The organism is Mesorhizobium sp. CA13, from assembly GCF_020165235.1.
Classification (GTDB): Bacteria; Pseudomonadota; Alphaproteobacteria; order Rhizobiales; family Rhizobiaceae; genus Mesorhizobium.
Map to the genome: position 1 here is coordinate 260,686 of NZ_JAIUHS010000005.1, position 18,889 is coordinate 279,574.

Genomic DNA, 18,889 nt, shown 5'->3' on the forward strand with positions numbered 1-18,889 from the left:
CTTTCCCGCTGCGTCGGAGCGAAGCCGCTTAACAAATTATGCGCTATCCCCTTGCGGTGGCGCGCTGTGGCAGGCACAGGGAATTGTTTTCGAACCGGTCGTTTCATGAAAGTGCTTGCCATCGATTGTGCCGCCAACCTCTGCGCTGCCTGCGTCTATGACGCCGGGGCGAGGCAGGAGCTCGGCCGCGCGGTGCTCGATCTCGGCAAGGGCCATGCCGAGCATCTGATGGCAGTCATCGCCGAGGCGCTGAAGGCCGGCGCAACCGCCTATGCCGGCCTTGGCGCCATCGCCGTCTCCGTCGGCCCCGGTTCCTTCACCGGCCTGCGTGTCGGAGTTTCCACGGCGCGTGGCCTGGCGCTGGCGCTCAAGGTGCCTGCAGTCGGCGTGACGACGCTCGAGGCGCTGGCGGCCGAGGCGGCAGGGGCATTTCCCGGCCGCGCCGTGCTGGCCGCGCTCGATGCCGGCCGCGAGGAGATCCATGCCGCTCTCTATGATGAAATGTCGGTTTTGACTTACGGTCCGGCCGTGGTCACGCTGGCGGATGCCGTGGCCATGGCGAGCGAGCGGTCTTCGGTGCTCGCCGGAACCGCCGCGACGCGGATCGCGGCCTCCGCCGGACGCGCCTTCGACACCGGACCCGAGACGGCGACCGCGGACATTCTCACCTACGCCCGCCTGGCGGCCGCCAAGGGCGAGGGCGAGAGGCCGAAACCTCTTTATCTGCGCGGCGCCGACGCCAAGCCGCAGGCCGGGTTCATACTTTCCAGGCAAGGGAAATAATGCGCATACCTTTTCTCCAGCCGCGCCGCCGCGATTACGCGCTCGAACCGCTCAGGACCACCGACAGTCCGGCGGTCTCGCTGCTGCACCGCGAGGACTTCGTCCGCCCCTGGACCGATGGCGAGTTCGCGGCCTTGCTCGAACAGGACACCGTATTCGGCTATGCCGCGCGCGAAACCGGGCAGGGCGCCAAGCCACCGGTCGGCTTCGTGCTGGCCCGGCTGGCGGCCGGCGAGGGCGAGATCCTGACCGTCGCGGTGGCGCGGTCGCATCGCCGCCAGGGGCTAGGCTGGCAGCTGATGGACGCGGTGCTGCGCGAACTGCACGCGCAGCGCGCCGAAGCGCTCTTCCTCGAGGTCGACGAGACCAATGTCGCCGCGATCGCCCTCTACAGGCGTCTCGGGTTCCGCGAGGTCGGCAAGCGCCCCAACTATTACAGGTCGCCCGAGCATGGCCCGACCGGCGCGCTTGTCATGCGCCGCGATCTTCGCTAGCCAGGGTTTCGGGGTGGAGCGATGATCGGAAAAATCAGGATTTTCCTGGCGATAGGGCTGGTCGTCGCCGGGTCGCTGATCCTGGTGCCTTTGCAGGTCCTGTCGATGAAGACCGGCTGGTGGCCGGAAACCTTCATCCTCAAGATATGGCACAGGCTGATCGTCAGGGCGCTCGGCATGCGCATCCATGTCAACGGCGCGATGTCCGACCGGCGGCCCTTGCTCATCGCCTCAAATCACATCTCCTGGACCGACATCATGGTGCTGGGCTCTTTTGCCGACGTGAAGTTCATCGCCAGGGCCGACATGGAAGGCTGGCCGCTGATCGGCATGCTGTCGAAGCTCCAGCGCACCGTCTTCATCGAGCGTGAGCGCAAGCGCTCGTCCGGCGACCAGGCGAGCGAGATCGCCAACCGCATGGCCAAGGGCGATGCCATGGTGCTGTTTGCCGAGGGCTCGACCGGCGACGGCAACATCGTCCTGCCGTTCAAGAGCACGCTGTTCGGCGCCGCCTCGATGGCGATTTCGGAGGGCGCGGCGGAGCAGGTCTTCATCCAGCCGGTGGCGATCGCCTATACCCGGCTGCATGGCGTGCCGCTCGGCCGCCGGCACCGGCCGATCGCGGCGTGGATCGGCGACGAGGATCTGATGCCGCACCTCAAGGTGCTGATGGCGGAAGGCGCGCTCGATGTCGAGGTGCATTTCGGCGAACCGATTGCCTTCGCCAAGGGGTCGAACCGGAAGGAAACGGCGAAGCTGATGGAAAGCCGCGTGCGCGAAATGATGCAGGCGGCACTGGCCGCGCCGCGCCCGAGCCGCTGAATCCCGAAGACCCCCAGGCAGAATCGTCTGTTTTTTGTCACGGAAAGGCGTTAGAAGCCGCCGATGGACTTGAACACGGTTGAAAGCGACGACATCGGCACTGCGGCTGGACAGCAGGCAGTGATTTCCGCGGCAGCGAAAAAGGTCTTCGTCAAGACTTATGGCTGCCAGATGAACGTCTATGATTCGCAGCGCATGACCGATGCGCTGGCCACCGACGGCTACACGGCGACGCAGACCATCGGCGAAGCCGATCTGGTGCTGCTAAACACCTGTCATATCAGGGAAAAAGCGGCTGAAAAGGTCTATTCCGAGCTCGGTCGCATTCGCGAAATGAAGGCCGAACGCGCCGCCGCCGGCCGCGAATTGCTGATCGGTGTCGCCGGTTGCGTGGCGCAGGCCGAAGGCGCCGAGATCATCCGCCGCTCGCCCGCCGTCGACCTGGTCATCGGCCCGCAGACCTATCACCGGCTGCCGGACGTGCTGGCCAGGGTGCGCGGCGGCGAGAAGATCGTCGAGACCGACTACGCCATCGAGGACAAGTTCGAGCACTTGCCGCAGCCGAAGCGCGCCGAGGTGATCAAGCGCGGCGTCACCGCCTTCCTCACCGTCCAGGAAGGCTGCGACAAGTTCTGCACCTTCTGCGTCGTGCCCTACACAAGGGGGTCCGAAGTGTCGCGGCCGGTGGCACAGATCGTCGCCGAAGCCGAGCGCCTGGCCGAGGCCGGAGTGCGCGAGGTGACGCTGCTTGGCCAGAACGTCAATGCCTGGCACGGACAAGGCGAGAACGGAGAGGAATGGGGCCTTGGCCGCCTTCTGTTCAGGCTGGCCGAAATCCCCGGGCTGGCGCGCCTGCGCTACACCACGAGCCATCCACGCGACATGGATGACGAACTGATAGCGGCCCATCGCGACCTGCCGGAACTGATGCCGTATCTGCATCTGCCGGTGCAATCCGGGTCCGACCGCATCCTGAAGGCGATGAACCGCAGGCATACGGCGGATGATTATCTGGCGCTGCTCGACCGCATCCGTTCCGCGCGGCCCGATATCGCGCTGTCGGGCGATTTCATCGTCGGCTTCCCTGGCGAGACGCAAGCCGATTTCGAGGCGACGATGGAACTGGTACGCCAGGTGAACTACGCCTCGGCCTTCTCGTTCAAATATTCGCCGCGCCCCGGCACGCCGGGCGCCGAGATGGCCGGCCATGTGCCGGAAGCGGTCAAGGACGAGCGTTTGCAGCGGCTCCAGGCGCTGCTTTTGAAGCAGCAGCAGGATTTCGGCTTGAGTCTCGTCGGCCGCACCATAGATACGTTGATCGAGAAGCCCGGTCGCCAAGCCGGCCAGAAGGTCGGCCGCTCACCTTGGCTTCAGCCCGTTATTGTTGATGAAAAGGCCGGCGAAATCGGTGACATTATCCAGGTGCGAATCACGAAGACGGGCTACAATAGCCTGTTCGCCGAATTGGTCTGATGGCCTCGGCAGATGAGGAGAGACGGTTGAGCGCAGCGGAGCTGAAGAACCTGCCCCCGGTACCGGCATCTGGGGCTTCTGACATGGCGCACATCGTACTGACTTTCGACAACAACAAGCTTGCCAGCGCCCTTTACGGCCAGTTCGACGAGAACCTCGCCCGGCTCGAGCAGAAACTGGGCGTCGACATCCGCTCGCGCGGCAACCAGCTGACCATCAAGGGGTCGGCTTCCGCCGCCGAGCAGGCCCGCCGCGCGCTCGACAACCTCTACGGCATCCTCCAGAAGGGGGTGGATATCGGCCAGTCCGATGTCGACGGCGCCGTGCGCATGGCGGTCGCCGCCGATGACCAGCTCACGCTGCCGACACTGGAGCGCAAGGGCAAGGTCTCGGCCGCCCAGATATCGACGCGCAAGAAGACGATCTACGCCCGCTCGCTCACGCAGGATGCCTATATGCGGGCGCTGGAGCGCTCGGAACTGGTGTTCGGCATCGGCCCGGCCGGCACCGGCAAGACCTATCTGGCGGTTGCGCATGCGGCGATGCTGCTCGAACGCGGCATGGTCGAGCGCATCGTGCTGTCGCGGCCTGCCGTCGAGGCCGGCGAGCGGCTGGGCTTCCTGCCCGGCGACATGAAGGAGAAGGTCGATCCCTACCTGCGGCCTCTCTATGACGCGCTCTACGACATGATGCCGGCCGACAAGGTCGAACGCGCCATCGCCGCCGAGGTGATCGAGATCGCGCCGCTCGCCTTCATGCGCGGCCGCACGCTGGCGCATGCCGCCGTCATCCTCGACGAGGCACAGAACACCACGCCGATGCAGATGAAGATGTTCTTGACCCGTCTGGGCGAAAATTCGCGCATGATCGTCACCGGCGACCCGACGCAGATCGACCTGCCGCAGAACACCAAGTCCGGCCTTGTCGAGGCGCTCCGGATCCTCGACGGTGTGACCGGCATGGTGACGGTCCGCTTCAATGAAGGCGACGTCGTCAGGCATCCGCTGGTCGCCGAGATCGTCAAGGCCTACGACCGTGACGGCAAGCTCGCCCGCGGCTTGGGGACCGAAGGCTGATTTGATCGAGCGACCTCATGGTTGAGCCCGAAACGCCGAACGGGCCGGCTCCGCCGCTGCCCGTCGACATCGATCTGACGGTCGAGGCCGGGCATTGGCCGGACGAAGCCGAGCTTGTCCGGCTGGTCGGCGCCGCCGCCGCCGCGGCATTCGCCGAGATGGGTGTGGCTGGCCATTCCGAACTCAGCGTCGTTTTTTCCGACGATGCCCACATCCGGGCGCTCAACGCCGGCTGGCGCGGCAAGGACAAGCCCACCAACGTCTTGTCTTTTCCGGTTTTTCCTTTCCCCAAGGGCGGTCCGCTGCCGCCGATGCTCGGCGATATCGTGCTGGCCGCGGAGACTGTGGCGCGCGAGGCGGCACTGGAAGACAAGCCGCTGGAGAACCATATTTCCCATCTCGTCATCCACGGCCTGCTGCATCTCATGGGCCATGATCACGAGACGGACGTGGAGGCCGAGGAGATGGAGGCGATCGAGCGCGCCGCGCTCGCCAGACTTGCCATTCCCGATCCCTATGCGTAACTACTTCTAACCAATTGACCGGACGAAGATGAACGACAAACCAGAGACTGCCGCCCGCGCCGACGCCGGCAGTGCGACCAAGGCTTCCGATACGTCGGAAGAGGGATCAAGTCCGAGTACCGTTACCCCTGGTGTTGCCAACACCGGCAGCGCCGCCAGTGAGCCGTCGCCTGCCGGCCCCTCCCTGTTCAACCGCGTTTTGGGCCTGTTCAGGCAACGCAACGGAACTAGCCTGCGCGAGGAGATCGCCGGCGCGCTCGCCGAGACGACGAGCGATGTCGAATCCTTCTCGCCGGGCGAACGCGCCATGCTCAACAACATCCTGCGGCTGCGCGAGGTGCGCGTCGAGGACGTCATGGTGCCGCGCGCCGACATCGAGGCGGTCGAGATCGCGACCACGCTTGGCGATCTGCTTGGCGTGTTCGAGCAGTCCGGCCATTCCCGCATGCCAGTCTATGCCGAGACGCTCGACGACCCGCGCGGCATGGTCCATATCCGCGACGTGCTGGCCCATATCACCAAGATTGCGCGCGTCAGGAGGGGCCGGGCGACCAGGAAGACACCCGCCGCCACGGTTCTCGACCTCACCCAGGTCGATCTCTCGCGCACCATAGGCGAACTGAACCTGATCCGGCCGGTGCTGTTCGTGCCCCCGTCCATGCTGGCCTCCGATCTGATGGGCCGCATGCAGACGACCCGCACGCAGATGGCGCTGGTCATCGACGAATATGGCGGCACCGACGGGCTTGTCTCGCTCGAGGACATCGTCGAGATGGTGGTCGGCGACATCGAGGACGAGCACGACGACGACGAGCCGCTGATCACCCAGACCGGTGAAGGCGTGTTCATCGTCGACGGCAAGGCCGAGATCGACGAGGTTGCCAAGATGATCGGCGGGGATTTCGCCGCCGGTGAACATGGCGAGTATGTCGACACCATCGGCGGCATGATCTTCAACACGCTTGGCCGGGTGCCGGCGCGCGGCGAGGTGGTGCAGGCCATCCCTGGCTTCGAGTTCCATGTTCTCGACGCCGATCCGCGCCGCGTCAAGCGCGTGCGCATCGTGCAGAACCAGAAGGGCGAACGCCGCCGCCGCGCCGCGGCGCGCACCGAGCAGGCTTAAGCGCCCGCGGATGACCGAAGACCCCTTCAAGCATGCCGCGTTGGGATCCGGCGTGTTCTACAGGGATCCGCGGGCCGCGCTGGATTGGCTGGAAGCAGCTTTCGGCTTCGAACGCAGCATGGTGGTCAGCGATGCCGACGGCAAGCTCGTCCATTCCGAGATGCGGTTCGGCAACTGTTACATCATCGTCGATTCCGAATGGAGCGACTACGTCGCCAGCCCGGCCTCGGTCTCGGGCAAGAACACGCAGTCGGTCTATGTCAGGCTGAAAGACGGCATTGATGCACATTGCGAGCAGGCGCGGACGGCGGGTGCCGGTATAATCCAGGAGCCGGCGGACCAGTTCTACGGCGAGCGCCAATATCGGGCGCGCGATCCCGAGGGCCATGTCTGGACCTTCACGCAGACCATCCGCTCGGTTCCGCTGGAAGAGGCCGAACGGCTCGGCGACGTACGCATAGAAGGGTGGCACCGCTAAAGCAATTCCAGAAAACGTGTACGGTTTTGCGTCTGGAATTGCGTGATGGCTCCAGCAGTGGTGAGTGGGTTTCACGGCAGGCCACCCGAAGTTTGGAGCGCAGGCCGCGGCCTGATAAATCTGCTGCCGTGATTCGCACGACTCGGAACCATGCATGAACCGCCTGGCCGGCCGGATAATTCTGTTTTGGGGTTGGCGGCGTGCGCTCGTGGCGTTCCTCGCGGGCGCCCTGGCGGTGCTCGGCCAGGCGCCGTATGATTTCTTTGCCGCCTGTTTCATTTCGTTTCCGCTGCTGGTCTGGCTGCTCGACGGGGCGACCGGTGAGGCCTCGGGCAGCCTGTTTGCGCGGCTGCGGCCGGCCTTTGCCGTCGGCTGGTGGTTCGGCTTCGGCTATTTCCTCGCCGGCCTGTGGTGGATCGGCTCGGCCCTGCTTGTAGAGGCCGACAGTTTCGCCTGGGCGCTGCCCTTCGCGGTGGTCGGCATTCCCTTTGCATTGGCCTTCTTCTACGGCTTTGCGGCCATGGTCGCCCGGCTCCTGTGGAGCAACGATATCGGCCGCATCGCGGCCCTGGCCGCCGCCTTCGGCTTGGCCGAATGGCTGCGCGGCTTCCTGTTCACCGGCTTTCCCTGGAATGCGATCGGCTACGCGGCAATGCCGGTGCCTCTGCTGATGCAGAGCGTCTCGGTCACCGGCATGGTCGGCATGAACGTGCTCGCCGTGTTCGTCTTCTCGCTGCCGGCGCTGCTGGCGGCGCGCACCCATCTTCGTCTTGGCGTCGCGCTGCTTGTCGTGCTGGTCGCCGCTCATGCCGGCTTCGGCTATCTCAGGCTCAACGCTCCGGCCGCGCCTGCGACCCGCACGATCGATGTGCGCATCGTCCAGCCGGCCGTCGACCTTTCGGAAAAGTGGGACGCCTCGGTACGCGACCGCATCTTCGCCACCTTGATAGGCCTGTCGGCCAAGGCGCCGGACCCCGGCCATGAAAAGCCGAAACTGATCCTGTGGCCCGAAACCTCGGTCCCGTTCCTCCTCACCGAGCGGCCGGACGCGTTGACCGCACTGGGCGACATGCTGGACGCCGGCCAGATGCTGATCGCCGGCGTCGTGCGCGAGGAAGGCGGTCCGGCGGCCGGTGCCGGCAGCCGCTATTACAACTCCGTGGTGGCGATCAACGACAAGGGCGAAATCGCTGACGCCGTCGACAAGGTCCATCTGGTGCCGTTCGGCGAATACCTGCCTTTCGCCGACCTGCTCGACCGTTTCGGCATCGAACAACTGGTCGCTGGCCCGGTGACCTTCACGGCAGGCAATGAGCGGCATGCGATCACGCTGCCGGACGGCGTCCGCGCCTTGCCCTTCATCTGTTACGAGGTGATCTTTCCTGAGTTGGTGGCGGTTGACGCAACGTCAGCGCAGCTTATTGTCAACGTTACCAACGATGCGTGGTTCGGCGATACGCCGGGTCCCTATCAGCATTTCAGGCAGGCTCAGATTCGCGCGGTGGAGAACGGGTTGCCCTTGTTGCGTGCGGCCAATAACGGCATCTCGGCGGTTGTCGACTCACGCGGGCGCATCGTCGATGCGTTGGCGATCGACGCGCGCGGGGCCATCGACGTCCGTGTGCCAATCTCGCGGCAGGCGGTCGTGTCCGCCGGCCAGCTGCGCATTAACGGAATGCTGATCATGTTGCTGTTTGCCCTGACTGCCGTCCTGTTCAATGTAAGGCAAAGGCTACGGGTGAATTGACAGTCGACACATTAGAAACTCATACTGTAACGCCTGAAAATTTCTCGAAGTCGGTGGATCGTTCTGTTGGGGCAGTCGCCTCCGGCTTTGTTTGGGTAGGAAAAAAATCACAAAGCCGAAAAAATTCGGCGAGGAAAAAATGACAGAAGATAACAAGAAGAAACCGAATCCGATCGACATCCATGTTGGAAGTCGCATCCGGCTTCGCCGCAATATGTTGGGAATGAGCCAGGAAAAACTAGGCGAGAACCTCGGCATCACATTTCAGCAGATACAGAAATATGAAAAGGGCACCAACCGTGTCGGCGCAAGCCGCCTGCAGGCGATAGCATCCATACTCGGCGTGCCTGTCGCCTTCTTTTTCGAGGATGCGCCGGGCCAGGAGAGCCCGGCCGGCCGCGGATTCGCGGAGGATGCTTCGATGGCTTTCGCCGTGGAATTCTGCGGCAGCCCGGAGGGCCTTCAGCTCAACCGGGCCTTCGTCAAGATCGCCGACGTCAAGGTGCGTCGCAGGATCATAGACCTGGTGAAGTCGCTGGCGTCCGAAGATTCCGACTGATCCGCAACAGTACTCGAACCGGCGGCATTCCGGCCGCTGGTGGTACAAAATATCGACATCGACATTCATGCCAGAAGGGCGGCACCGCTTGACGAGCGGCGCTTCGCCCCGCTAACACGTGGCGCGCCAAATCGGCAGCCTGCCGATCGTTTTTCAAGAGGGGACACCCGTGACGCGGCAGAACTACTTCTTTACCTCGGAATCCGTTGCCGAGGGCCATCCCGACAAAGTCTGTGACCGGATCTCCGACGAGATCGTCGACCTGGTCTACCGTGAGGCCAAGAAGACGGGCATGGACCCGTGGAAAGTCCGCGTCGCCTGCGAGACGCTGGCGACCACCAACCGCGTCGTCATCGCCGGCGAGGTGCGCGTCCCCGAGACGCTGCTGAAGAAGGACAAGGAAGGCAACATCCTCAGGGATGCCGCCGGCCATCCGGTCGTCAACCCGGCGAAGTTCAAGTCGGTCGCCCGCAAGGCGATCCGCGAGATCGGCTATGAGCAGGCCGGCTTCCACTGGAAAAAGGCCAAGATCGACGTTCTGTTGCATGGCCAGTCGCCCGACATCGGCCAAGGCGTCGACAATGCCTCCGACCGGCAGGGCGAGGAGGGTGCCGGCGACCAGGGCATCATGTTTGGCTATGCCTGCCGCGAGACGCCGGACCTGATGCCGGCGCCGATCTACTACAGCCACAAGATCCTCGAGCTTCTGGCCGCTGCCCGCCACCAGAACAACGGCGATGCCGGCAAGCTCGGGCCGGACGCCAAGAGCCAGGTCACCGTCCGCTATATCGACGGCAAGGCCGCCGAGGCGACGCAGATCGTGCTGTCGACCCAGCACCTCGATGCGAGCTGGGATTCCAAGAAGGTGCGCAAGGTCGTCGAGCCCTATATCCGCGAGGCACTGGGTGACCTCAAGATCGCCGACGATTGCATGTGGTACATCAATCCGACCGGCAAGTTCGTCATCGGCGGGCCTGATGGCGACGCCGGGCTGACCGGCCGCAAGATCATCGTCGACACCTATGGCGGCGCCGCGCCCCATGGCGGCGGCGCCTTCTCGGGCAAGGACACCACCAAGGTCGACCGTTCGGCCGCTTATGCGGCGCGCTACCTGGCCAAGAACGTTGTGGCGGCGAAACTTGCAGACCGCTGCACCATCCAGCTTTCCTACGCCATCGGCGTTGCCCAGCCCTTGTCGGTCTATGTCGACCTGCACGGCACCGGCAAGGTCGACGAGGCAAAGCTCGAGGAGGCGCTGCGCAGCGTGATGGACCTGTCGCCGTCCGGCATCCGCCGCCACCTCGACCTCAACAAGCCGATCTACGCCAAGACCTCGTCCTACGGTCATTTCGGCCGCAAGGCCGGCCGCGATGGATCTTTTTCCTGGGAAAAGACCGATCTCGCCAAGGCGCTCAAGGATGCCGTCGCTGCCTGAGGGCGGCGACGGGGCCTTGATCAGCCGATGAACTCCGGAGACAGGCCAAGCCGCGCGACAGAAGCCTTCTTCGGCCGTCGGCGCGGCAAGCCGGTTCGCCCGCAGCAGGCGGCGGCGCTGCAAAGCGGCCTCGACACCTATCGGCTCGATCTGACGACCGAGGCGCCGTCGGATTTGCGGGCTCTGTTCGAAGCCGATGTTTCCGCCGTTCGCCTCGAAATCGGCTTTGGCGGCGGCGAGCATCTCCTGCATCGCGCGACCGAAGCGCCGATGACCGGCTTTATCGGCGTCGAGCCCTTCGTCAACGGCATGGCCAAGATGATGACGGCGGTGCGGGAAAAGCCGCTGGCCAACCTCAGGGTCTATGACGACGACGCCACCCGACTGCTCGACTGGCTGCCGCAGGCCTCGCTCGATGGCATCGACCTGCTCTATCCCGATCCGTGGCCGAAGAAGAAGCACTGGAAGCGCCGTTTCGTCAGTCCGGTCAATCTCGAGCGTTTCGCACGCGTTGTGAAGCGTGGTGGCGAGTTCCGTTTCGCTTCCGACATCGACACCTATGTGAACTGGACCCTGCTGCATTGCCGCGCGCATGGCGGTTTCGCCTGGCAGGCTTCAGAGGCCGCCGACTGGCATCGCCCCTACGATGGCTGGCCAGGCACCCGCTACGAGGCGAAAGCCGTCCGCGAGGGCAGGCGGCCGGCCTACCTTACCTTCATCAGGACCTAGGCATCGGGACCTAGGCATCGGGATTTGGGCATCAGGATCTGGGCGCCCCTCGTGAGGGCGCGATCTTCAACTGTTGCGGGGCACAGAAATCGAATGTCGCCCGCTGGCCGGAGTTCAGAAACGGCCGATCTTGTCGAAAGCCGTCGGATCCATGCCGAGCCTGCGCAGATCGTGGACGCGCGGCTTGCGGCCGGCTTCCACAGCCCGCGACGCGGCTACGGCGCTGCCGAATGTGGTGAAGAGATCGCCTATGGCGGAAAAAACCTTGCGGCTGTTCATTGTCATGTCCTTTTGCGTGCGGTAACGCGCTATCGCTATCGTTTTGTGCAATGCAACACAGATAGGAGCGCGGCTTGAGGACCAACAAGGGCCGTTGCCGCATGGATGGCATGCACCTGGCGCAAGCCCAATGCACCGGACATGCGCGCAGTTGGGACGGCGGGCTTGAAACACGGGGGCGGATCGTTTATATCAGCCTCAAATTCTTGGTCGGTATGACGAAGAGTGGGTCCACCCGGTCCCGCTCTTTTTTATTACCTGCCGACGGCTAGAGAATGATCGACAGGAATCGAATGACGTCAACGGCAAGCGAGAGCGACGATCGCACCATCCGCGAAAGCGGCATCGATGCGCGCATCGCGCTGATCGTCCAGCCGGTGCTGCGCGGCATCGGCTTTCGCCTTGTGCGCGTGCATCTGTCCGGCCAGAACGGGCTGACGCTGCAGATCATGGCTGAGCGCGAGGACGGCACCATGACCGTCGAGGATTGCGAAGAGGTGAGCCGTGCGGTATCGCCGGCGCTCGACGTCGACGATCCCATCGAGAAGGCGTATCATCTCGAAGTCTCATCGCCCGGCATCGACCGGCCGCTGGTGCGCAAATCGGATTTCGTGACCTGGACCGGTCATCTGGTGAAGATGGAAACATCGGTCGTTGTCGCGGATCGCAAGCGCTTCAAGGGCAAGATCGCCGAAGCCGGTGAGAACGATGTGCTGATCGAGCGCGACAAGGCGGCCTACGGTGAGGAGCCGACAGTGCGCGTGCCCTACGACGCCATTGCCGAAGCCCGGCTGATCCTGACCGACGACCTCATCCGTGATGCGTTGTCGAAGGACAACAGGGCGCGCAAGGAAGCCAGGAAACGCCGCGGCGAACCGGACGACGACGTACCGGAGGGTACGGATTCGGGCGCTACGGAAGAACACGAACAGGAAAGTTGATTGAGCTGCCAGGCCCCAAGGGCCGGCAAACAGGCTCGGGAGAAAAAACATGGTTGTAAGCGCCAACAGACTTGAACTGCTGCAGATTGCCGACGCGGTCGCGCGTGAAAAGTCGATCGACAAGTCGATCGTCATCGCCGCCATGGCCGATGCGATCCAGAAGGCGGCACGCTCGCGTTATGGCCAGGAGACCAACATCCGCGCCGACATCAACCCCAACACCGGTGAGATGAAGCTCCAGCGACTGATGGAAGTGGTCGAGAAGGTCGACGACTACGCCACGCAGATCGCCATTTCCTCGGCGCGCGAGCGCAATCCCGACGCCCAGCTCGGCGACTTCATCGCCGAACAGCTGCCGCCGATGGATTTCGGCCGCATCGCCGCCCAGTCGGCCAAGCAGGTCATCGTGCAGAAGGTGCGCGAGGCCGAGCGCGACCGCCAGTATGATGAATACAAGGACCGTATCGGCGAGATCGTCAACGGAACCGTCAAGCGCGTCGAATACGGCAATGTCATCGTGGATCTCGGCCGTGGCGAAGCGATCATCCGCCGCGACGAGCTGATCCCGCGCGAAAACTACAAATATGGCGATCGCGTCCGCGCCTATGTCTACGACGTGCGCCGTGAGCAGCGCGGCCCGCAGATCTTCCTGTCGCGCACCCATCCGCAGTTCATGGCCAAGCTCTTCACCATGGAAGTGCCGGAGATCTATGACGGCATCATCGAGATCAAGTCGGTCGCCCGCGATCCCGGTTCGCGCGCCAAGATCGCCGTCATCTCGCGCGACAGCTCGATCGATCCGGTCGGCGCCTGCGTCGGCATGCGCGGCAGCCGCGTCCAGGCGGTCGTCGCCGAATTGCAGGGCGAGAAGATCGACATCATTCCGTGGTCGCCCTCGGCCGCATCCTTCATCGTCAACGCGCTGCAGCCGGCGGAAGTCGCCAAGGTCGTGCTCGACGAGGACGCCGAGCGCATTGAAGTGGTGGTGCCGGACGACCAGCTCTCGCTGGCCATCGGCCGCCGCGGCCAGAATGTGCGCCTTGCTTCGCAGCTCACCGGCTGGGATATCGACATCCTGACCGAGGCCGAGGAATCCGAGCGCCGCCAGAAGGAATTCGTCGAGCGCTCGGCGCTGTTCATGGAAGCTCTCGACGTCGACGAGATGGTCGGCCAGGTGCTCGCCTCCGAAGGCTTCACCAGCGTCGAGGAAGTCGCCTATGTCGATGCCGGCGAAATCGCCTCGATCGACGGCTTCGACGAGGATACCGCCTCGGAGATTCAGACCCGGGCCCGCGAATATCTGGAGAAGATCGAAGCCGAGCACGACGAAAAGCGCAAGGCGCTGGGCGTCAAGGACGAGCTGCGCGAAATCCCCGGCATCACCACCGCCATGATGGTGACGCTTGGCGAGGACGGCGTGAAGACGATCGAGGATTTCGCCGGCTATGCCGCGGACGACCTCACCGGCTGGAAGGAACGCAAGGACGGCGAGACCAAGGTGTATCCGGGCGTGCTGGCCGATCATGGCGTTTCGCGCGCCGATGCCGAGCAGATGGTGCTCGCGGCCCGTCTCAAGGCCGGCTGGATTTCCGAAGACGAGCTTGCAGCCGAAGAAGCGCCGGCTGACGAAGCCGTTGGTGCGTGAGGTGAAACCGCATCGCACAGAAACCGCCCTTGGACGAGATGAACGATCGCACCTGCATCGTCACCCGCAAGCAGGCCGAACCGGATGAACTGATCCGGTTCGTCGTCGGCCCGGATTCGGCCGTCGTTCCGGATCTCAAGAGAAATCTGCCCGGCCGTGGTTGCTGGGTGAGCGCCGACCGCCTACATATCGACAAGGCGGCGGCGAAGAACCTCTTCGCCCGCGCCTTCAAGGCACAGGTGATCGTACCGCCCGATCTCGGCGGCATGGTCGATGGGCTGCTTTCCAGATCCGCCCTTGGCATGCTGGGTCTCGCTCGCAAGGCAGGGGCGATCGCGCTGGGCGCCACCAAGGTGGAGAGCGCGGTGCGCGGTGGATTGGCGCTTTTCGTGCTCCACGCGACCGAAGCTTCAGACGATGGTGTGCGCAAGATCAACCAGGCGCGGCGGGCGACCGTCCATATTGGCGGCCCCTCCATCCTTGCCTACAAACTTTTCTCCGAGGCCGAGTTGAGCTTGGCATTGGGGGGTACAAATGTGATACATGCTGCCGTCCTCGCGGGAGACGCGGGTAAGGCGGTCCAGAAGCGCATGGTTGCGCTCGACCGATATCGGGGCGGTACCCCGGACGATCTGGCAATGCTTGCGGCCGTTGCTGACGAAGATGAGGCCGCAGAGGATATGGAATGAGCGATACGAAATCGGGCGACGACAAGACGTTGAGTGTTACGCCGAAGAAGACCTTGACGCTGAAGCGCCCCGGCATGGAACAGGGCACCGTGCGCCAGAACTTCTCGCACGGCCGCACCAAGTCGGTCGTGGTCGAGACCAAGAAGCGCAAATTCTCGCTGCCCGGCGACAAGCCGGAGCCGGCGGTGGCGGCGCCCGTGTTCACCCCGAAGCCGGCGGTCGCGGCGGCTCCCGTCGTGCAGGAGGCACCCAAGGCACCGCCTCCACCTCCGCCGGCACCGGTCGAGCGTAGCGGCATGGTGTTGAACGAGCTGTCGCGTAGCGAAATGGAAGCGCGCCGCAGGGCGCTCGAAGGCTCCAAGGCCCGTGAGGTCGAGGACCGCCAGCGCGCCGTCGAGGAAGCCAAGCGCCGCGCCGAGGATGAGGAGCGCCGCAAGCGCGAGCGCGAGGAATCCGCACGCCGCCAGGCCGAGGAAGAAGCGCGGTTGCAGGCCGAGGCCGAATCCCGCCGCCGCGCCGAGGAAGAGGCGCGTCGCCGCGCGCCGCAGGCTGCCGAACTGGCGACCGCCGACGAGGAAGAAGAGGTCAAGCCGAAGCGGACTGGCGCCGGTGCGCCGGTGCGCCGTCTGGTGACGCCCGAAGTGGCGCGTCCGGCCAAGCCGACCAAGGGCGAGGAAGACCGCCGTCGCGGCAAGCTGACTTTGAACTCCGCGCTTTCCGACGAGGATGCGCGGGCCCGTTCGCTGTCGTCGATGCGCCGCCGCCAGGAAAAGTTCAAGCGCGCGATGCACAATGAGCCGCGCGAGAAGGTTATGCGCGAAGTGATCCTGCCCGAAACCATCACCATCCAGGAACTGGCGCAACGCATGTCCGAGCGCGCCGTCGATGTGGTCAAGTTCTTCATGAAGCAGGGCCAGATCCTGAAGCCGGGCGACGTCATCGACGCCGACACGGCGGAACTGGTCGCCACTGAATTCGGCCACACGGTCCGCCGCGTCGCCGAGTCCGACATCGAGGAAGGCCTGTTCAACATCGCCGACCGTCCGGAAGACCTGGTGTCGCGTCCGCCTGTCGTGACCATCATGGGCCATGTCGACCACGGCAAGACCTCGCTGCTCGACGCGATCCGCAACGCCAATGTCGTCTCCGGCGAGGCCGGCGGCATCACCCAGCATATCGGCGCCTATCAGGTCGAGAAGAACGGCCAGAAGATCACCTTCATCGACACGCCCGGCCACGCCGCCTTCACGGCCATGCGCGCCCGCGGCGCCCAGGCCACCGACATTGCCATCCTGGTGGTGGCGGCCGACGACAGCGTGATGCCGCAGACGATCGAGTCGATCAGTCATGCCAAGGCGGCCGGCGTTCCGATCATCGTGGCGATCAACAAAATCGACAAGCATGACGCCGATCCGCAGAAAGTGCGCTCCGAGCTGTTGCGCCACGAGGTGTTCGTGGAATCGATGGGCGGCGAGGTGTTGGACGTCGAAGTGTCGGCGACCAAGGGCACCAATCTCGACAAGCTGCTCGAAGCGATCCTGCTGCAGGCCGAAATCCTCGACCTCAAGGCCAATCCGGACCGCACCGCCGAGGGCGTCGTCATCGAGGCGCAGCTCGACAAGGGCCGGGGCCCCGTCGCCACCGTGCTGGTGCAGACCGGCACGCTGATGCCGGGCGACATCCTTGTCGCCGGCAATGAATGGGGCCGTGTGCGCGCGCTGGTCGATGATCGTGGCGAACACGTCAAGGAAGCGCCGCCGGCGATGCCGGTCGAGGTGCTCGGCCTCCAGGGCACGCCGCAGGCCGGCGACCGCTTCGCGGTGGTGAACAACGAGGCCCGCGCTCGCGAGATCACCGAATATCGCCAGCGTTTGGCCCGCGAGAAGGCGGTTGCCCGCCATGCCGGCCAGCGCGGTTCGCTCGAACAGATGATGTCGCAGCTGCAGACGAGCGGACTGAAGGAGTTCCCGCTGGTCATCAAGGGCGACGTGCAGGGTTCGATCGAGGCGATCAACGCGGCGCTCGACAAGCTCGGCACCGACGAGGTGCGTGCGCGCATCGTCCATGCCGGCGCCGGCGCCATCACCGAAAGCGACGTGTCGCTGGCGGAGACGTCGGGTGCGGCGATCATCGGCTTCAACGTCCGCGCCAATGTGCAGGCACGCGCCGCCGCCGCGGCCGCGGGCATCGAGATCCGCTACTACTCGATCATCTACAACCTCGTTGATGACGTGAAGGCGGCTCTGTCGGGTATGCTCTCGCCGGAGCGTCGCGAGACCTTCATCGGCAATGCGCAGATCCTCGAGATCTTCGATATCACCAAGGTCGGCAAGATCGCCGGCTGCCGTGTCACCGAAGGCAAGGTCGAGCGTGGCGCGGGCGTGCGCCTGATCCGCGACAACGTCGTCATCCACGAAGGCACGCTGAAGACGCTGAAGCGCTTCAAGGACGAGGTTTCGGAAGTCCCGGGCGGCCAGGAATGCGGCATGGCCTTTCAGAACTACGAGGACATGCGCGTCGGCGACATCATCGAGTGCTTCCGCGTCGAGATGGTAACCCGCACGCTCTGAGTTCGTGCGACGTCCGTCATGCCAGGCGGTGGCCGAGAGGCTGCCGCCTGGCTAACATTTGAGACATGAGGCACGGTCCTATCCCGCGCCCCACGCTTTCAGGATCGAGAAAAATGCCCCGTTCGACCACATCAGGCCCATCCCAGCGCATGCTGCGCGTCGGCGAGCAGGTGCGCCATGCGCTGTCCGAAACCTTGCAGCGCGGCGAGATCATCGATCCGCTGGTCGAGAATGCCGTGGTTTCGGTCTCGGAAGTGCGTATGTCGCCCGACCTCAAGATCGCAACCGCCTTCATCTCGCCGCTCGGCGCCACGGACGCCGGCGCGGTGGTCGAGGCGCTCAACAAGCATGCCAAGTTCATCCGCGGCCGTGTCTCCGGCGCGCTGCGGCAGATGAAGTACATGCCCGAGTTTCGCTTCCGGCTCGACACCTCCTTCGATAATTTCGCCAGGATCAACGATCTCCTGAAGTCGCCGGAAGTATCGCGCGATCTGGATGCGAACGACGACGATAAGGACAGCGAATAATGGCGCGCCGCGGCAAGAAGAAGGGCCGGCCGGTCTCGGGCTGGGTGGTGCTGGACAAGCCGGTCGGCATGGGCTCGACCGAGGCCGTCTCCAAGATCAAGTGGCTGTTCCAGGCGGAGAAGGCCGGCCACGCCGGCACACTCGATCCGCTCGCTTCCGGCATGCTGCCGATCGCGCTCGGTGAAGCCACCAAGACCGTGCCCTACGTTCAGGACGGCGCCAAGATCTACCGCTTCACCGTCGCCTGGGGGCAGGAGCGCTCGACCGACGACCTCGAAGGTCCGGTGACGAGGGACTCCGATCGGCGTCCCGCGGAGGCCGAAGTGCAGGCGCTGCTGTCGAAATACACCGGCGTCATCATGCAGACGCCGCCGCAATTCTCGGCCATCAAGATCGCGGGCGAACGCGCCTATGATCTCGCCCGCGACGGCGAGACGGTCGATATTCCCGCGCGCGAGATCGAAATCGGCCGCCTCGACATCGTCGAGCACGGGGCCGATCATACGGTTTTCGAGGTCGAATGCGGCAAGGGCACCTATGTGCGCTCGCTGGCCCGCGATATGGGCCGCGATCTCGGCTGCTTCGGCCATATTTCTGAACTGCGCCGGATCGAGGTCGAGCCGTTCACTGCCGAGGATTTCGTCACCGTCGCCGAACTGGAGGCGGCGCGCTTCGGCGAGCAGGATCATGGCACGCAGGAACCGTCCCCCGATACGATAGAAGCGCCGATCGATTTTGGCGCGATCGATGCGCTGCTTGTCGACACCTCGGCAGCACTCGACTGCCTGCCGCAGATCGCCATCAGCGACGATGCGGCGACGAAGATCCGCCTCGGCAATCCCGTCATCATCCGCGGCCGCGACGCGCCGGTGGAGGCCGAAGAAGCCTGCGCGACCGCGCGCGGCAAGCTGGTGGCCATCGGCGCCGTCGAGCAGGGCATGTTCAAGCCCAAACGGGTTTTTGCCGGGTGAGAACCCTCATCTGATCTCTATGCG

General features: G+C 64.5%; 19 protein-coding genes. 18 read left to right on the forward strand and 1 reads right to left on the reverse strand.

All coding sequences use genetic code 11. The features are described 5' to 3' along the window. Nucleotides 1-105 precede the first annotated feature (105 nt). From tsaB to trmB, 12 genes are all read left to right on the forward strand, one after another. Nucleotides 106-783 (forward strand): tRNA (adenosine(37)-N6)-threonylcarbamoyltransferase complex dimerization subunit type 1 TsaB, encoded by a 678-nt coding sequence (tsaB, locus tag LB566_RS14815; RefSeq protein WP_224624943.1) that lies wholly within the window; start codon nt 106-108, stop codon nt 781-783. Then, nucleotides 783-1,277, forward strand: coding sequence for a ribosomal protein S18-alanine N-acetyltransferase (rimI, locus tag LB566_RS14820; RefSeq protein ID WP_140496816.1), 495 nt, complete (start codon nt 783-785; stop codon nt 1,275-1,277). The genes tsaB and rimI overlap by 1 nt, the downstream gene beginning before the upstream one ends. 21 nt (nt 1,278-1,298) lie before the next feature. Beyond that, on the forward strand, nt 1,299-2,099 hold the full coding sequence (locus tag LB566_RS14825; protein WP_224624944.1) for a lysophospholipid acyltransferase family protein: 801 nt from the start codon (nt 1,299-1,301) through the stop codon (nt 2,097-2,099). Nucleotides 2,100-2,162: 63 nt separating this feature from the next. Continuing rightward, nucleotides 2,163-3,572, forward strand: coding sequence for a tRNA (N6-isopentenyl adenosine(37)-C2)-methylthiotransferase MiaB (gene miaB / locus LB566_RS14830; protein ID WP_224624945.1), 1,410 nt, complete (start codon nt 2,163-2,165; stop codon nt 3,570-3,572). A gap of 83 nt (nt 3,573-3,655) precedes the next feature. Continuing rightward, the gene (locus tag LB566_RS14835) at nt 3,656-4,648 is read left to right on the forward strand and encodes a PhoH family protein (protein ID WP_224518987.1); all 993 of its coding nucleotides are present in this window, start codon (nt 3,656-3,658) and stop codon (nt 4,646-4,648) included. 17 nt (nt 4,649-4,665) lie between these two features. Next, nucleotides 4,666-5,172, forward strand: coding sequence for an rRNA maturation RNase YbeY (ybeY, locus tag LB566_RS14840; RefSeq protein WP_224624946.1), 507 nt, complete (start codon nt 4,666-4,668; stop codon nt 5,170-5,172). A 28-nt stretch (nt 5,173-5,200) separates the two neighbouring features. Further along, a complete protein-coding gene (locus LB566_RS14845; RefSeq protein ID WP_224624947.1) occupies nt 5,201-6,295 on the forward strand; it encodes a hemolysin family protein in 1,095 nt (364 codons plus the stop codon). A 10-nt stretch (nt 6,296-6,305) separates the two neighbouring features. Beyond that, complete coding sequence (locus LB566_RS14850; RefSeq protein WP_140550093.1) at nt 6,306-6,773, forward strand: VOC family protein; 468 nt, start codon at nt 6,306-6,308, stop codon at nt 6,771-6,773. A 154-nt stretch (nt 6,774-6,927) separates the two neighbouring features. Next, nucleotides 6,928-8,520 (forward strand): apolipoprotein N-acyltransferase, encoded by a 1,593-nt coding sequence (gene lnt / locus LB566_RS14855; RefSeq protein ID WP_224624948.1) that lies wholly within the window; start codon nt 6,928-6,930, stop codon nt 8,518-8,520. Nucleotides 8,521-8,659: 139 nt separating this feature from the next. Then, nucleotides 8,660-9,079, forward strand: coding sequence for a helix-turn-helix domain-containing protein (locus tag LB566_RS14860; RefSeq protein ID WP_140496800.1), 420 nt, complete (start codon nt 8,660-8,662; stop codon nt 9,077-9,079). 169 nt (nt 9,080-9,248) lie between these two features. Continuing rightward, nucleotides 9,249-10,514, forward strand: coding sequence for a methionine adenosyltransferase (metK, locus tag LB566_RS14865; protein ID WP_224624949.1), 1,266 nt, complete (start codon nt 9,249-9,251; stop codon nt 10,512-10,514). 27 nt (nt 10,515-10,541) lie between these two features. Next, entirely contained in the window at nt 10,542-11,243 is a 702-nt protein-coding gene (gene trmB, locus LB566_RS14870) for a tRNA (guanine(46)-N(7))-methyltransferase TrmB (protein ID WP_224624950.1), read from the forward strand. 114 nt (nt 11,244-11,357) lie between these two features. On the opposite strand, the gene LB566_RS14875 is transcribed toward trmB, so the two are convergent. Then, nucleotides 11,358-11,522, reverse strand: a complete 165-nt coding sequence (locus tag LB566_RS14875; RefSeq protein ID WP_140550089.1) for a hypothetical protein — start codon at nt 11,520-11,522, stop codon at nt 11,358-11,360. 293 nt (nt 11,523-11,815) lie between these two features. Here LB566_RS14875 and rimP point away from each other — a divergent pair, with 293 nt between their 5' ends. From rimP to truB, 6 genes are all read left to right on the forward strand, one after another. After that, nucleotides 11,816-12,463 carry a ribosome maturation factor RimP gene (gene rimP, locus LB566_RS14880; RefSeq protein ID WP_224624951.1) on the forward strand — a complete coding sequence of 216 codons (648 nt, stop codon included), beginning with the start codon at nt 11,816-11,818 and terminating at the stop codon, nt 12,461-12,463. Nucleotides 12,464-12,512: 49 nt separating this feature from the next. After that, complete coding sequence (nusA, locus tag LB566_RS14885) at nt 12,513-14,108, forward strand: transcription termination factor NusA (RefSeq protein ID WP_140496790.1); 1,596 nt, start codon at nt 12,513-12,515, stop codon at nt 14,106-14,108. A 38-nt stretch (nt 14,109-14,146) separates the two neighbouring features. Beyond that, on the forward strand, nt 14,147-14,797 hold the full coding sequence (locus LB566_RS14890) for an RNA-binding protein (RefSeq protein ID WP_224625052.1): 651 nt from the start codon (nt 14,147-14,149) through the stop codon (nt 14,795-14,797). Continuing rightward, the gene (gene infB, locus LB566_RS14895) at nt 14,794-17,367 is read left to right on the forward strand and encodes a translation initiation factor IF-2 (protein WP_140513170.1); all 2,574 of its coding nucleotides are present in this window, start codon (nt 14,794-14,796) and stop codon (nt 17,365-17,367) included. The genes LB566_RS14890 and infB overlap by 4 nt, the downstream gene beginning before the upstream one ends. Nucleotides 17,368-17,480: 113 nt before the next feature. Continuing rightward, nucleotides 17,481-17,894, forward strand: coding sequence for a 30S ribosome-binding factor RbfA (rbfA, locus tag LB566_RS14900; protein WP_140550087.1), 414 nt, complete (start codon nt 17,481-17,483; stop codon nt 17,892-17,894). After that, complete coding sequence (gene truB / locus LB566_RS14905; protein ID WP_224624952.1) at nt 17,894-18,865, forward strand: tRNA pseudouridine(55) synthase TruB; 972 nt, start codon at nt 17,894-17,896, stop codon at nt 18,863-18,865. Before rbfA ends, truB begins: the two co-directional genes overlap by 1 nt. Nucleotides 18,866-18,889: the final 24 nt, after the last annotated feature.